General features: G+C 64.2%; 10 protein-coding genes, 3 tRNA genes and 1 riboswitch. Of the genes, 9 read left to right on the top strand and 4 right to left on the bottom strand.

The genetic code is table 11. The features are described from left to right. Nucleotides 1-268: 268 nt before the first annotated feature. The 8 genes from fabA to QB898_RS08540 all read left to right on the top strand — a co-directional run bounded on the left by fabA (nt 269) and on the right by QB898_RS08540 (nt 5,765). Nucleotides 269-787: a 3-hydroxyacyl-[acyl-carrier-protein] dehydratase FabA gene (gene fabA, locus QB898_RS08575; RefSeq protein ID WP_050714554.1), complete on the top strand. Its 519-nt coding sequence runs from the start codon at nt 269-271 to the stop codon at nt 785-787. A 5-nt stretch (nt 788-792) separates the two neighbouring features. Next, nucleotides 793-2,028, top strand: coding sequence for a beta-ketoacyl-ACP synthase I (gene fabB / locus QB898_RS08570; RefSeq protein WP_050714555.1), 1,236 nt, complete (start codon nt 793-795; stop codon nt 2,026-2,028). Nucleotides 2,029-2,077: 49 nt separating this feature from the next. Continuing rightward, nucleotides 2,078-2,153 (top strand) — tRNA-Gly (locus QB898_RS08565). 52 nt (nt 2,154-2,205) lie between these two features. After that, nucleotides 2,206-2,281, top strand: a tRNA-Gly gene (locus tag QB898_RS08560). A gap of 54 nt (nt 2,282-2,335) precedes the next feature. Next, nucleotides 2,336-2,409, top strand: a tRNA-Cys gene (locus tag QB898_RS08555). A gap of 239 nt (nt 2,410-2,648) precedes the next feature. Next, nucleotides 2,649-4,139 carry a WD40 repeat domain-containing protein gene (locus QB898_RS08550; RefSeq protein ID WP_279524604.1) on the top strand — a complete coding sequence of 497 codons (1,491 nt, stop codon included), beginning with the start codon at nt 2,649-2,651 and terminating at the stop codon, nt 4,137-4,139. Nucleotides 4,140-4,289: 150 nt separating this feature from the next. Beyond that, nucleotides 4,290-5,273, top strand: coding sequence for a PhoH family protein (locus tag QB898_RS08545; RefSeq protein WP_050716341.1), 984 nt, complete (start codon nt 4,290-4,292; stop codon nt 5,271-5,273). A gap of 15 nt (nt 5,274-5,288) precedes the next feature. Next, nucleotides 5,289-5,765, top strand: coding sequence for a hypothetical protein (locus QB898_RS08540; protein ID WP_279524603.1), 477 nt, complete (start codon nt 5,289-5,291; stop codon nt 5,763-5,765). Nucleotides 5,766-6,176: 411 nt separating this feature from the next. Here QB898_RS08540 and glyA read toward each other — a convergent pair whose 3' ends face one another. The 3 genes from glyA to QB898_RS08525 all read right to left on the bottom strand — a co-directional run bounded on the left by glyA (nt 6,177) and on the right by QB898_RS08525 (nt 9,110). After that, nucleotides 6,177-7,424: a serine hydroxymethyltransferase gene (glyA, locus tag QB898_RS08535; protein WP_102284036.1), complete on the bottom strand. Its 1,248-nt coding sequence runs from the start codon at nt 7,422-7,424 to the stop codon at nt 6,177-6,179. A 41-nt stretch (nt 7,425-7,465) separates the two neighbouring features. Further along, nucleotides 7,466-7,592, bottom strand: a riboswitch (ZMP/ZTP riboswitch). Continuing rightward, a complete protein-coding gene (locus QB898_RS08530; RefSeq protein WP_279524602.1) occupies nt 7,569-8,879 on the bottom strand; it encodes a hypothetical protein in 1,311 nt (436 codons plus the stop codon). It overlaps the preceding riboswitch by 24 nt. A 12-nt stretch (nt 8,880-8,891) precedes the next feature. After that, on the bottom strand, nt 8,892-9,110 hold the full coding sequence (locus tag QB898_RS08525) for a hypothetical protein (protein WP_279524601.1): 219 nt from the start codon (nt 9,108-9,110) through the stop codon (nt 8,892-8,894). 38 nt (nt 9,111-9,148) lie between these two features. On the opposite strand from QB898_RS08525, the gene QB898_RS08520 reads away from it, so the two are divergent. Next, nucleotides 9,149-11,443 (top strand): TonB-dependent siderophore receptor, encoded by a 2,295-nt coding sequence (locus QB898_RS08520; protein WP_279524600.1) that lies wholly within the window; start codon nt 9,149-9,151, stop codon nt 11,441-11,443. A gap of 791 nt (nt 11,444-12,234) precedes the next feature. On the opposite strand, the gene QB898_RS08515 is transcribed toward QB898_RS08520, so the two are convergent. Continuing rightward, a complete protein-coding gene (locus QB898_RS08515; RefSeq protein ID WP_279524599.1) occupies nt 12,235-12,978 on the bottom strand; it encodes a hypothetical protein in 744 nt (247 codons plus the stop codon). Nucleotides 12,979-13,013 lie beyond the last annotated feature (35 nt).

Here is a 13,013-nt window from a genome sequence, read left to right as displayed (position 1 = left end):
CGTGCCATCAATAAAGGGAGCGAATAGGAAGGGTCATAAAACCCGTTTTGCGCTGTTTCCACTAGGACGTCGCGCTATTAATAAAGAAGCAAAACAAGCCGTGGATTCGGGTCTTGCCATTCGCCGCCAGCGCCCTGTCTGTCTCCGTTCAATGCTTCCGGCAGACAAGGCATGAATCCGTGGAGCGCCCGGTCAGACCGTCCGGCCCACAACAGGGGCTGCTGGCATACTCGCCCGCTTTCCCCACGCGTTTTGAAAGCCCGGATTCATGGTTGAGTCTTTTACTTATGAGCAGCTGATCGCCTCTGGAGAAGGGCGGCTGTTCACGCCCGAAAGCGGCCGCCTGCCGCTGCCGCCCATGCTGATGTTTGACCGCATCACGCACATTGACGACGACGGCGGCGCGCACGGCCTGGGGTGCATTCGCGCGGAGCTGGATATCAAACCCGATTTGTGGTTTTTCGCCTGCCACTTCCAGGGCGACCCCGTGATGCCCGGCTGCCTGGGGCTGGATGCCATGTGGCAACTCATCGGCTTTTACCTGACCTGGCTGAAGCTGCCGGGGCGCGGCCGTGCGCTGGGCGCGGGCGAAGTCAAGTTCACCGGCGAAGTCGGCCCCGGCGTGAAGCAGGTGGTGTATGAAATCGACATCAAGCGCGTAATCAAGCGCAAGCTGGTCATGGCCATTGGCGACGCGCGCCTGCTGGCCGACGGCAACGAGATTTACACAGCCAGCGATTTGCGCGTGGGCCTGTTCCAGCGCGGTCAGGCCGCAGAACAGGGGTAAGACACATGAGCGCCAGGCAACGGGTCGTCATCACGGGCGCGGGCATCGTCTCGTGCATAGGCAACGACGAGGCCAGCGTGGTGGCTTCGCTGCGCGAAGGGCGCAGCGGCATCAGCGCCATGCCCCTGTTTGCCGAAATGGGCCTGCGCAGCCAGGTGGCCGGGCAGCCGCGCATTGACCTGGACGCGCGCATCGATCGCAAATTGCGCCGCTTCATGGGCGATGCCGCCGCCTATGCCTACGTCTCGCTGCAAGACGCCATCGCACAGGCGGGGCTGACGCCCGCGCAAATTTCGCACCCGCGCACGGGCCTCATCATGGGTTCGGGCGGCGGCTCGCCCACCCACCAGATTGAGGCGGCCGACATCCTGCGCAGCAAAGGCATCCGCCGCGTGGGGCCGTATCAGGTCACGCGCTGCATGGGTTCCACCGTTTCGGCCAACCTGTCCACGGCCTTCGGCATCAAGGGCATCAACTACAGCATCACCTCCGCGTGCAGCACCTCGGCGCACTGCGTGGGCGCGGCCGCCCAGCAAATTGCCTGGGGCATGCAGGACGTGATGTTTGCCGGCGGCGGCGAAGAGCTGGGCTGGGGCCTGGCCACGCTGTTTGACGCCATGGGCGCGATGTCGCACAGCTTCAACGCCACGCCCGAAAGCGCCTCACGCCCTTACGACGCGGCGCGCGACGGCTTCGTCATCGCTGGCGGCGGCGGCGCGCTGGTGCTGGAGAGCCTGGCGCACGCCAAGGCGCGCGGCGCGCACATCCTGGCCGAGATCGTGGGCTTTGGCCTTTCTTCGGATGGCCAGGACATGGTCGCGCCTTCCGGTGAAGGCGCCATGCGCTGCATGCGGCAGGCCATTGAAAGCGTGGAAGGCCCCATCGACTACATCAACACCCACGGCACCTCCACCCCCGTGGGCGATGTGCCCGAGCTGCACGCCCTGCGCGCCGTGTTCAGCCCCGACGGCAGCGGCGCAGGCGTGCCGCCTTTTTCATCCACCAAATCGCTCACCGGCCATTCGCAAGGCGCCACGGGCGTGCAGGAAGCCATCTACTGCCTCTACATGCTCAAGCACGGCTTCATCGCCGGCAATATCAACGTGGAAAACCCCGATCCTGCCGCGCACGGGCTGCCGCTGGTCACGGCTTCGCGCCCGGCCAGCCTGCGCACCGTGCTGTCCAACAGCTTCGGCTTCGGCGGCACCAATGCCACGCTGGTTTTGCGCCAGTTTGAGTGAATTCCAGAGAAACGCCAAAAACACGTTATACTCGCCGCTTCACCAAAACGCGGGAATAGCTCAGTTGGTAGAGCGCAACCTTGCCAAGGTTGAGGTCGCGAGTTCGAGCCTCGTTTCCCGCTCCAGGTTATATGCCTGCAAAAACAAACCGGTTTTAGCGGCAAAAAAATGAATTTTGCGGGAATAGCTCAGTTGGTAGAGCGCAACCTTGCCAAGGTTGAGGTCGCGAGTTCGAGCCTCGTTTCCCGCTCCATATAAAAAGAAAAAGGAAGCCAGCGCTTCCTTTTTCTTTTACGCAAAACCCTTCGGCGCGATAGCAAAGCGGTTATGCAACGGATTGCAAATCCGTCTAGCCCGGTTCGACTCCGGGTCGCGCCTCCAGATTGATTGGTTCTTTTCCGGAACACAAGCCGCTCGTCCGCATGGATTGGCGGCTTTTCTTTTGGCAAGCGGCCAATGCGTTCAGGCCGCAGCCGCCAGGCCAGAGCCTCTTTTGCCAGCGCTGCGCTTACCCAATCGCGGCCACGCGCAGGCCTGCGCACCATTCAGAAAGGCTTCATGCCAGGACGGAAAACATTTATGCACAATGGTGGGCGCTTATTTTCATTTCGTCATCCGCCATGCCTTCCTCTGCTGCCTCTTCGCGCCGCCTGCAACAGGTTGCTGTTTTGCTGGTTGCGCTGGCCTTGGCCGCTATTGCTGTTGCCTTGTATGCCAGCCAGCGTTTCTCCGCCCAGCGGGGGCCTTGGGCGCTGGCCGTTTTGCCTGAACAAATCGTCTGGCTCTCGGTCGATGAGCAACTGTGGCGGCTGAACGCGCACGGCAAGCGCGAAGCCAGCATCGACACCCGGCAGTCTCTGGGCGGCGCCGTGGGCGTGCTGGCAGCCCATCCTTCAGGCCAGCTCGTGGCCTGGGTGCGCCAGCAAACGGCGCTGCACATGCTGGATGCCCGCAGCGGGCAAGCGCGGCAACGCATCAATCCGCAATGGCCTGCCGATTTGCGCAGCCATGCCGATGAGGCCATCCACCTGGCTTTCGCGCCTGATGGCCGCTTTGCCATTGCCACTGGCGGCGGCCATGCCGTCGTTCTGTTCGATGCCGCCGGCCGCATGCTGGCCCGCACACCCGCCAACACTTACGTTTTCACCAACGCTCTTTGGTGGGCCGATGGCGATTGGTGGACGACCGATACCAACCGCATGGCGCTCGTGCGGCTGGACGGCGAGACGATGAGCGAAAAAAGCCGGATTCCGCTCACCCAGCGCCAATCCGCCTGGCTTTATCTTGCTGAAGCCGCCGCGCCCTCGCATGGCGCGCCACGCAACGGCCGCCAGCCGCTGGCCACCATTGCGCGCATGTCCAATGGCATGAAATATGGACGGATGAGCGACGTATTCGCAGACGGTTCGCAAGCTGACTACGCCCAGCCTGCCGCGCCCCATATGCTGGCCGCCAAGCTGGGTGAACAGCTGGCGCCTCGCGCCGCCGCCTGGCTGGACGAGCAACTGCTGGTCACGGATGGCGTCAGCCGCACCGTGCGCGTGTGGGACCGCTACCGCCGCCAGCAGGCGGATTGGGGTGATGCCGCCACGCAGGCAGCGCTGGCGCAAATCAGCGCCAGTCACCAGCGTTGGCACACGCTGTATCTGTCATCGCTGGGCCTGGCGGGCCTGTTGCTGGCAGCCGGCCTGCTGCTATCCAGGCAAGCGGAACGCCTCAAGGCTGCAGCCCGAAAGCTTCCTCCGCCTCTGCCAGCAGTGAGCAAAGGCGGCGCGCCTTTGCAGCGCCCCATGGCCGTCCATCCGCCGCCAGACGCCCGGCGCAGCCCGCAAGCCTGGTCCCTCATCGCTGTCTCGCTGCTCGTGCCTGGCGCGGCCCAATACCAGCAGGGGCGGCGTGGAGCCGCGCTGTTTCTCTTCATGCTATGGCTGCTCCTTTCCCTGCAACTGGCCTGGGTGTTGTGGATGGACTGGGGCGCACGCGCCTCCGTCAGCCGCGCCTTCATATGGCTGTCATGCTGGCTGTGGCTCATGCCCGGGCTGGTTTCCGCTGGAAACGCCTGGCAAGTGCGCCAGAAGCAAATGTCTGCGCGGGGCGGACGTCACTCTTAAAAACATAGCAACAAATCCAGCCTGCACTAGGACTCAAAGCCGATTTGCCTCAAGGCTGCCCAGCCCGCTGGCTGCCTGCCCTTAGGCAAAATTCCGCCCGCTGGCCGCCTGGCCGATTTCCATTCACTTTCTTTGCTCCATTTCGCTTCCATGATCCTGCGCCACGCCTTCATTCCTGCCCACAACACACGCCTGGCCAATTTGTGCGGTCCGGCAGACGAGCACTTGCGCACCATCGAGGCCGGGCTGCAAGTCAGCATCGCCCACCGCCACGAGCAATTCAAGATTGACGGCCCCAAAAAAAGCGCCGAACGCGCGCTGGCCGTGCTGCAAGCGCTGTATGAAATGGCGGGCAAGCCCCTGCGGCCCGACGCCGTGCAGCTCATGCTGGCCGGCGAAGAAATGCCGCTGTCGCAAGACGCAGACGGCGCGCCCGTGCTCAACACCCGCCGCGCGGGGCTGAAAGCGCGCACGCCCAACCAGAGCGTGTATCTGGAAAACATCGCCAGCCACGACATCACCTTTGGCATTGGCCCCGCTGGCACGGGCAAAACCTTTCTGGCCGTAGCCTGCGCGGTGGATGCGCTGGAGCGCCACGCCGTGCAGCGCATCGTGCTCACCCGCCCGGCCGTGGAAGCGGGCGAGCGCCTGGGTTTTTTGCCGGGCGATCTCACGCAAAAAGTCGATCCGTATCTGCGCCCGCTCTACGACGCGCTTTATGACCTGATGGGCTTTGACCGCGTGCAAAAAGCCTTCGAGCGCAACCAGCTTGAAATTGCCCCGCTGGCCTTCATGCGCGGGCGCACGCTCAATGACGCCTTCGTCATCCTGGACGAAGCGCAGAACACCACGCCCGAGCAGATGAAGATGTTCCTCACCCGCATCGGCTTTGGCGCGCGCGCCGTCATCACGGGCGACATCAGCCAGATAGACCTGCCCAAAGGCGCATCCAGCGGGCTGGTGGACGCCGAACGGGTGCTCAAACGCGTCAAGGGCCTGGCCTTCACGCGCTTTACCTCGGCCGACGTGGTGCGCCACCCGCTCGTGGCCCGCATCGTCGATGCGTATGACGCGCAGCGCAAAAGCAAAGCCGCCCCTGCCAAGGCGCAAGCCGCCGCCCAGGAGCAGGCATAACCGCGAGCTGCCCCCATGCGCCTTTATCAGTGGGCACTGACGGCAGCGGCGCTCGCGATATCGCTGCCGCTGGCCTTCTTGCTGCATTCGCAAATCACGCGTGAGCAAACAACCGGCATCGCCGTCATGGCAGGCAGTCTGTTGCTGCTCTGGAGCGTGACCGTGGCCGTCTGGCGCCGCTGGCGCGGAGCCTTCACCGTATCGCTGGCGCTGGCGGCGCTGTTATGGCTGCCGCTATGGCTCATCACCAGCAGACGCATCGCCTTCATGCTCCGGCACGGCGGCATGGACTGCGCCTCGTGCCAAGGCTCGCCCATGGTCTTTCTGCTCCAAATGGTCATGGAGCAGATGTTTTTCGTGCCGCTCACATTCGTGCTGCTTGCTGGCGCGCGCTGCGTCTGGCAATGGCGCCAAACAAGCAAAACGCGCCCTGACACCCAAACGAATCAGGCTTGCGCGCATGCCAGCGAGAAAATGCGCGAAATCATTTGAACCCTTCCCGCCTCCAGCTGGTTTTTCATGCCTGCACATTCGATTTCTGATTTCGGTTCGGATTCGCTCAAATCCATTCTTCATTCCAGGCGCGCCTACGCCTACATTTATTAACCGCATATTGGTCAATGGCGGGCGCGTGGATCTGCAAGCCACAGGCTGCCAGGGTGCGCACCACCCGAGGTCTACCCGCCCTGGAAACAGTTCTACAACACCTTTGCCCGCTGGCGTCAGCGCGGCGTGTGGGATGTGCTGCTGGCGCTGTTGCGCCAGCAGGTGCACGCCAAGGCGGGCAGGCGGTCCAAGCCCAGCAAGGCCATCAATTGACCCCTAGTCGGTCAAGACTGCCTCAAAGGAGACAGCACGGTTCGGCGCATGGTCAGGCTTCCGGCATAACTTTGAGGATGGTTTTTAGCCGCCGTACACCGGAAAAGCGCGGGTCAGCTCGGCCACTTTGGCGCGCACGGCGGCCAGGTTGGCTTCGTCGCGCGGGTTGTCGAGCACGTCGGCCACCAGGTGGGCGGTGGCGCGCGCTTGTTCTTCCTTGAAGCCGCGCGTGGTCATGGCGGGCGTGCCGATGCGCACGCCGCTGGTGATCATGGGCTTTTCGGGGTCGTTGGGGATGGCGTTTTTGTTGATGGTCATGTGGGCGGCGCCCAGCACGGCTTCGGCTTCTTTGCCGGTGATGCCTTTGGCGCGCAAATCGACCAGCATCACGTGGCTTTGCGTGCCGCCGCTGACGATGCGCAGGCCGCGCTGGGTTAGCGTTTCGGCCACCACTTGCGCGTTTTTCTTGACCTGCTCGGCGTACTGCCTGAATTCGGGCGAGAGCGCTTCCTTGAAAGCCACGGCCTTGGCGGCGATCACGTGCATGAGCGGCCCGCCTTGCAGGCCGGGGAAGACGGCGCTGTTGATGGCCTTTTCATGTTCGGCTTTCATGAGGATGAAGCCCGAGCGCGGGCCGCGCAGGCTTTTGTGCGTGGTGCTGGTCACCACATCGGCGTGCGGCACGGGGTTGGGGTATTGGCCGCCGGCAATCAGGCCCGCGTAGTGCGCCATGTCCACCATGAAGATGGCGCCCACTTCCTTGGCCACGCGGGCAAAGCGCGCCCAGTCGATTTCCAGGCTGTAGGCGCTGGCGCCGGCCACGATGAGTTTGGGCTTGTGCTCGCGCGCTTTGCGCTCCATGGCGTCGTAGTCGATTTCTTCCTTTTCATTCAGGCCGTAGGAAATCACGTTGAACCATTTGCCGCTCATGTTCAGCGCCATGCCGTGCGTCAGGTGCCCGCCTTCGGCCAGGCTCATGCCCATGATGGTGTCGCCAGGCTTGAGAAAGGCCAGAAAGACGGCTTCGTTGGCGCTGGCGCCGCAATGCGGCTGCACGTTGGCCGCTTCGGCGCCAAAGAGTTTTTTCACGCGGTCGATGGCCAGCTGCTCCACCACGTCCACAAATTCGCAGCCGCCGTAGTAGCGCCGGCCGGGGTAGCCCTCGGCATATTTGTTGGTCAGCTGCGTGCCGGCGGCTTGCAGCACGGCGGGCGAGGCATAGTTTTCGCTGGCGATCAGCTCGATGTGGTCTTCCTGGCGCTGGTTTTCGGCCTCAATGGCGGCCCAGACTTCGGAATCGGTTTGCGCGATGAGATTGCGGCGGTCGTACATAGGAATGCAGGGTGGTTGGACGGGTCGTTCAGGCCCCGTGGCGGGGCCGCCCAGGCGAGCGGCGAAAACGGCGGCGCGCTCCCCCGTGGTGTCCACGTCGGCCTCCAAAACCGGTTCTGGCTGTGAACCGGCTTTTTGGCGGCTTCATCGCCAGTCGCGCGCGGCGGCGAGTGTAGCGATTGGGTATGCGGCGGCTGGCGCACTGGCTGGTGCAGTCTCGCGGCAAGGCAGGGCCTGCATGCGCTGGCGCAGCTCCTGCCGCCGGAACTGCCACCACAGGCCCGCCGGGCCGCGCTGCATGGGCAGGAGAAAAGCCTGACCGGCAGCGCAAGGCAGCGCGCTGGCGCTTTCTTCCCATAGCTTCAATGGCCCGCCAGGCACGGCTGCCTGCAATTGGCGCAGTCCACTGGCGGGCTGCACGGCGATGGTGACCGTCACAGGCTGCATCGCCGCCAGCCAGCTGGTGAGCAAGATGAGCGCTGCCCATCCGCACAGGGCCAGCATGCCGCCCGTGGTCAATGCCAGAAGGCATTGCCAGGCGCGAAAGCGCAGCCTGAACAGCCAAGCCCCCCGGTCAGAGTTTTGCGGCTCGCACAGCAGCCAGATGAAGGCGGGCGGCCCTGTTACCGCCAAAGCCAGAGCAAACAGCGCAGTGCCAGACCAGGAGCCTGCCGGCCAGATCAGGGGGTGCGGCGGCAGGGCTGCGGTCAGCAGTGGCGCGCCGCTGGCCAGCAGCAGCGCGAAAGCCGCCGCGAGACAGCGTGTGCGAGGCGAATCCAGCAATTGCTCTGGCGCTGCGTGGCGCAGCAAGTCTTGCAGCGGCGGCAGGGCCACGCCCCGCGCGGCCAGCGCCTGCGTCAGCGGCAGGGCTTGCAGATGGGCCTGCCACTGGCGCAGGCGGTTGGGGCTGCTCCAGTCCGTCAGGCCATTGGATGGCGAGCCGGTTTGCAGCGCAGGCGCGGGCCGTCCTGCGGGCTGCCACACCTCTAGCGTGAGCCTTTGCCAGCCTGATGGAGTGCGCACGCGCAGGCAGGTCAGGGGCGGCGCGGCGGCGCTGGAGAAGATGACCTCATTCCAGCGCCACTGCGCCTTGCCGCTGCGCAGATCGTCCAGGCTGACCGACCAGCTCGTGCTCAGCCCCAGCCAGGCGGCCTGGCGCGGCAGGCCCGTTTCCACCCGCAAGGTTTGCTCATCCAGCCACAGGCGCCCATCGGCGGATTGGCGCATGCAGCGCCAGACCATCAAACCCCATATCAGCAACAGCGCCAGCAGCGGTGCGAGCCACCACTCCTCGCGCCATCTCATGTGCGCGATGACGATGACGATTGCCACCATGCCCGCCAGCAGCGCGCCATAAATGACATATGCCAGCCGCATCATCCCCAGAGTCAGCTGATCCAGGCGGCTGGGCGGCGGCGCGGGCGGGCTGCGCCATTCAAAACAGGCGCGGTTCATGAAACGGTTCTTTCATGGAAGCACATCAAAGAAAGGAGCAAATTTGATGGGTCTGAAATGGCGATTGCGCCCGTTTGGCGGGGAGGTATCGCTATGAACAAAGGAGCGGAATTCATCATTTCCCTGCCGTTTCATTGCCAGCCAATCCGCTTTTTGTAGCGCAAATGAAAACGGCCGGGGCGGCCCGCGCACAAAAAATACCCGGCGGCTTGAAATGAAAACGCCTGTCATCTGACAATCGCGCCTTTTTGAGCAAAAGGAAACAGAGCATGAGCAAGACATGGCATTTGCGCGCCGTGGCAGGCGCGGCCGCGCTGCTGGCAGCGCAAGGCGCGCTGGCGCAAACGGGGCAAACGGCACAAAACGCAGCCGATGACAAAACGCCCACCCTGCAAGAGGTGAAAGTGGTTGATACCGCCGAGCAGGCCTGGAAGCAGGCGCCGGGCGTGTCCACCATCACGCGGCAAGACCTGCAAACGCCCCCGGCGGGCGACTTGGCCGAAGTGGTGCGCAAGCAGCCGGGCGTGAACCTCACGGGCAACTCCACCAGCGGCCAGCGCGGCAACAACCGGCAGATTGACCTGCGCGGCATGGGGCCGGAAAACACGCTCATCCTGATTGACGGCAAGCCCGTGCACAGCCGCAACTCGGTGCGCTACGGCTGGCGCGGCGAGCGCGACACGCGCGGCGACATGAACTGGGTGCCCGCCGATGCCGTGGAAAAAATAGAAGTGCTGCGCGGCCCCGCCGCCGCCCGCTACGGCAGCGGCGCAGCCGGCGGCGTAGTGAACATCGTCACCAAAGCCATACCCGACAAGCTGGGCGGCAGTGCCAGCGTGTACTACCAGCACCCGCAAGACTCGCGCGATGGCGGCTCCAAGCGCGCCAGCGTCAGCCTGGCCGGCCCCATCTCGCCCATGCTGGGCTTTCGCGTGAACGCCAACATCGCCAAAACCGGCGCGGACGCCTGGGACATCAACCGGGGCCACGCCTCCACCCGCACGGGCATCTACCGGGGCACCTTCCCCGCCGGGCGCGAAGGCGTGCGCAACCGCGACGTGGCCGCTCGCCTGTCGCTCAAGCCCTCGGAGCGCCACACCATTGACCTGGACGCCTCCTTCAGCCGCCAGGGCAACATCTACACGGGCGACACGCAAAACACCAACAACTTCACCACCGACGCGCGCGGCCGCCTGGTGGCCACCTCGCAGCGCGTGCTGGACGCCATCGGCTCCGAAACCAACCGCATGTACCGCAGCGCCTTCGCCCTCACGCACAAAGGGCGCTACGACTTCGGCAGCTCGCAAGCCTGGCTGCAATACGAAAGCACGCGCAACACCCGCATGGACGAAGGGCTGGCCGGCGGCACCGAAGGGCTGTTTTCCAGCAACCACTTCAGCACCGCCAAGCTGCAAGCGCTCACCGCCCACGGCGAAGCCAGCATGCGCGGCCGCTGGGGCAGCCTGACCCACATGATGACCGTGGGCGCGGAATGGGCGCACCAGAAATTCAGCGACCCCAACTCCATGTCACAAGCCGCCACCGAAGGCGGGCGCGTGCCCGGCATCGCCGTCCGGGAGCGCAGCAGCGAAATCAGCGCGCGCATCGCCTCCGTGTTCGTTGAAGACAACATCGAACTCACCCGCGCCACCCTCATCACCCCCGGCCTGCGGCTGGACCACCACAGCAAGGCGGGCGGCAATGTCAGCCCCTCGCTCAACCTCTTGCACAACTTCACAGACCGCCTCACGCTCAAAGCCGGCGTGGCGCGCGCCTACAAAGCGCCCAACCTCTACCAGCTCAACCCCAACTACCTGCTCTACAGCCGGGGCATCGGCTGCTGGGGCGGCCACGGCTCGTGCTACCTGCAAGGCAACCCCGACCTGAAGGCCGAAACCAGCATCAACAAAGAGCTGGGCATCGAATACACGGACGACACCGTCCAGGCCGGCGCCACCCTGTTCCACAACGACTACCGCAACAAAATCGAAGCGGGCCACGACATCGCGGGCAACGCCACCGGCGGCACAGGCCCGTACGCCAACTCCGAAATCTTCCGCTGGAGCAACACGCCCAAAGCCGTCATCTCCGGCCTGGAAGGCACCTTCAGCTACCGCTTCAGCCCCGCGCTGACCTGGCGCAACAACTTCACCTGGATGCTGCAAAGCAAAAACAAGCTCACTGGCGAGCAGCTTTCCATCATCCCGAAATACACCCTCAACTCGCGCCTGGACTACAAGGCCCTGCCCGCGCTGGACGTGTTTGCCGCCGTCACCTTCTATGGCCGCCAAAAGCCCAACAAATACGACTACCAGGGCCTGCCGCTCACCGGCGAAGAAACCCGCAGCCTCAAGCCCTACGGCCTGGTCAATGTAGGCGGGCAATACGCCTTCACGCCCGGCATCGCCCTCTCGTTCGGCATCAACAACCTGTTTGACAAGCGCCTCTACCGCATGGGCAACGCCATCGGCGTGAACCGCCCGCGCACCATCTACGGCGCAGGCGCGGCCACCTACAACGAGCCGGGCCGCGCGTTCTACGTGGGCCTGTCGGCGCGCTTTTGAGAGCCAGTCCGGAGCCTGGCCATGAGACGCCGCAAGGCGCGAACCCGCAAGCAGATTTGCCTGTGACCCCGCGAAAATTTGCAAGGCCACAGACCGCCAGCCTCTCGAACAAAACCTTCCGGCAAGCCGCCGCATCCCTTGGCAGGAAGCGGCGGCTTTCTTCTGCCTCCTGAACGCCAGCATGGCCTGCGTTTCACCGGATCAGCCGCCGTATCACATCAAAAACAAGAGCGAATTCGAGTGCACGAAAAATAGCATCTGCGCCCATTCCACTAGTACGTCACGCTATGAATCAAGGAGCGAATCAGGGCTTGTTTCCCACTTCGCTATCGCCTTGCGGGCTGCTTTGCATGGGTGCCGGGCAGCGTCAAAAAACGAATGCCTGGCGCGCGCGGACAAAGCCGTCTTGACTGGATGAGGCGCGGCATATCTGCCGTCCCTTGCGGCCAGGTGATGAAGAAGACCGGAAGGCATCAAAAACAAGAGCGAATACAAGGGGTAGAAAAGTGGCTTTCACGCCCGTTGCACTAGGACCTGTCGCTATTGATTCAAGAGCATAAAACTCGCGTTTCCACGAAGCGCCCGCCACTTGCGTCAGGTATTTCAGACCCGATCCGCAGCCATTTCCCGTTCTTTCTCAGGGCCTGTTCTCCAATCAAGCCAAGCGTCGAAAGCTGGTGAGCCTGACGAATGCATCAACCGATGCCTCGCCAAGCGCAGCGTCCTTGCTCAGCCAGGCCAAAGACCTTTCAGCAATCCAGTGCTTGGGCGGTGCCTTGATGCCGTGCCGCTTATGGCGTCTGATCACTTGCACATTCTCCAGCTGCCCAGTCCACGGCCGCGTCGAACAGGCGCAGGCCGGATTCGGAGAGGTTGGTGAAGCTGGCGTTGTCCAGAAAGAACATGACGCGCCGGGCCGGGGCCAGGGTTTCGTAGTCCATCGTCGCGCCTTTTTCGTAGCCGAAGATGGCCGCTTTTTCGGGCTGGCCGTAGAGCGTGGCGATGGTGGCGGCGCCCAGGCCCGGTTTGCCCCAGCTCATGGGGGCCTGTTTCACATACACATTGGCCGCGCCGGCAGGCAGCCCTGCCGACAGAGGGTGCGGCGCATTGACCAGCCACAGGTAGCGCTCTTTTTCGGCTTCGCCGTAGTCGGCGCCGCTGCGCTTGCCGGTCATGGCCAGGTCGTCGAGCAAGTCGTTTTCCCAGGTCAGCAGCGGAGCAGCAAGCTGCCGCCAGCCGGGGTGGACGTTTTTGGCCGCCACGGTGGAGGAGATGATGACCAGCGCCATGCCTTGCGCGGCTTGCGGCGCGGCGTCTTGCCCGGCCATCGTCACGGCCCAGCCGCGCCGGGTCAGATGCTGGCGGATGGCTTCGTCCACGGCGGCGTGGGGGCCGCCCGTCTGGCCCAGCAGCAGGGTGCGGCGGGCGGCGGGCGCGTCGCCCGCATTGGATGCGTCGCTTGGCCGGGCGCGGCTTGCGGCGGGCAGCAAGGTCAGGGCAGCGAGGGCGGCCAGATGGTGTCGGCGTGTGGTCATGGGGTGAAAAGCGCCAGGCGCAAGACGATGGAGGG

It is taken from the genome of Ottowia cancrivicina (genome assembly GCF_029813755.1).
Taxonomy (GTDB): Bacteria; Pseudomonadota; Gammaproteobacteria; order Burkholderiales; family Burkholderiaceae_C; genus Ottowia; species Ottowia massiliensis.
Note: the sequence above shows the minus strand (reverse complement) of the source record. Positions and strands in the feature narration are given on the sequence as shown.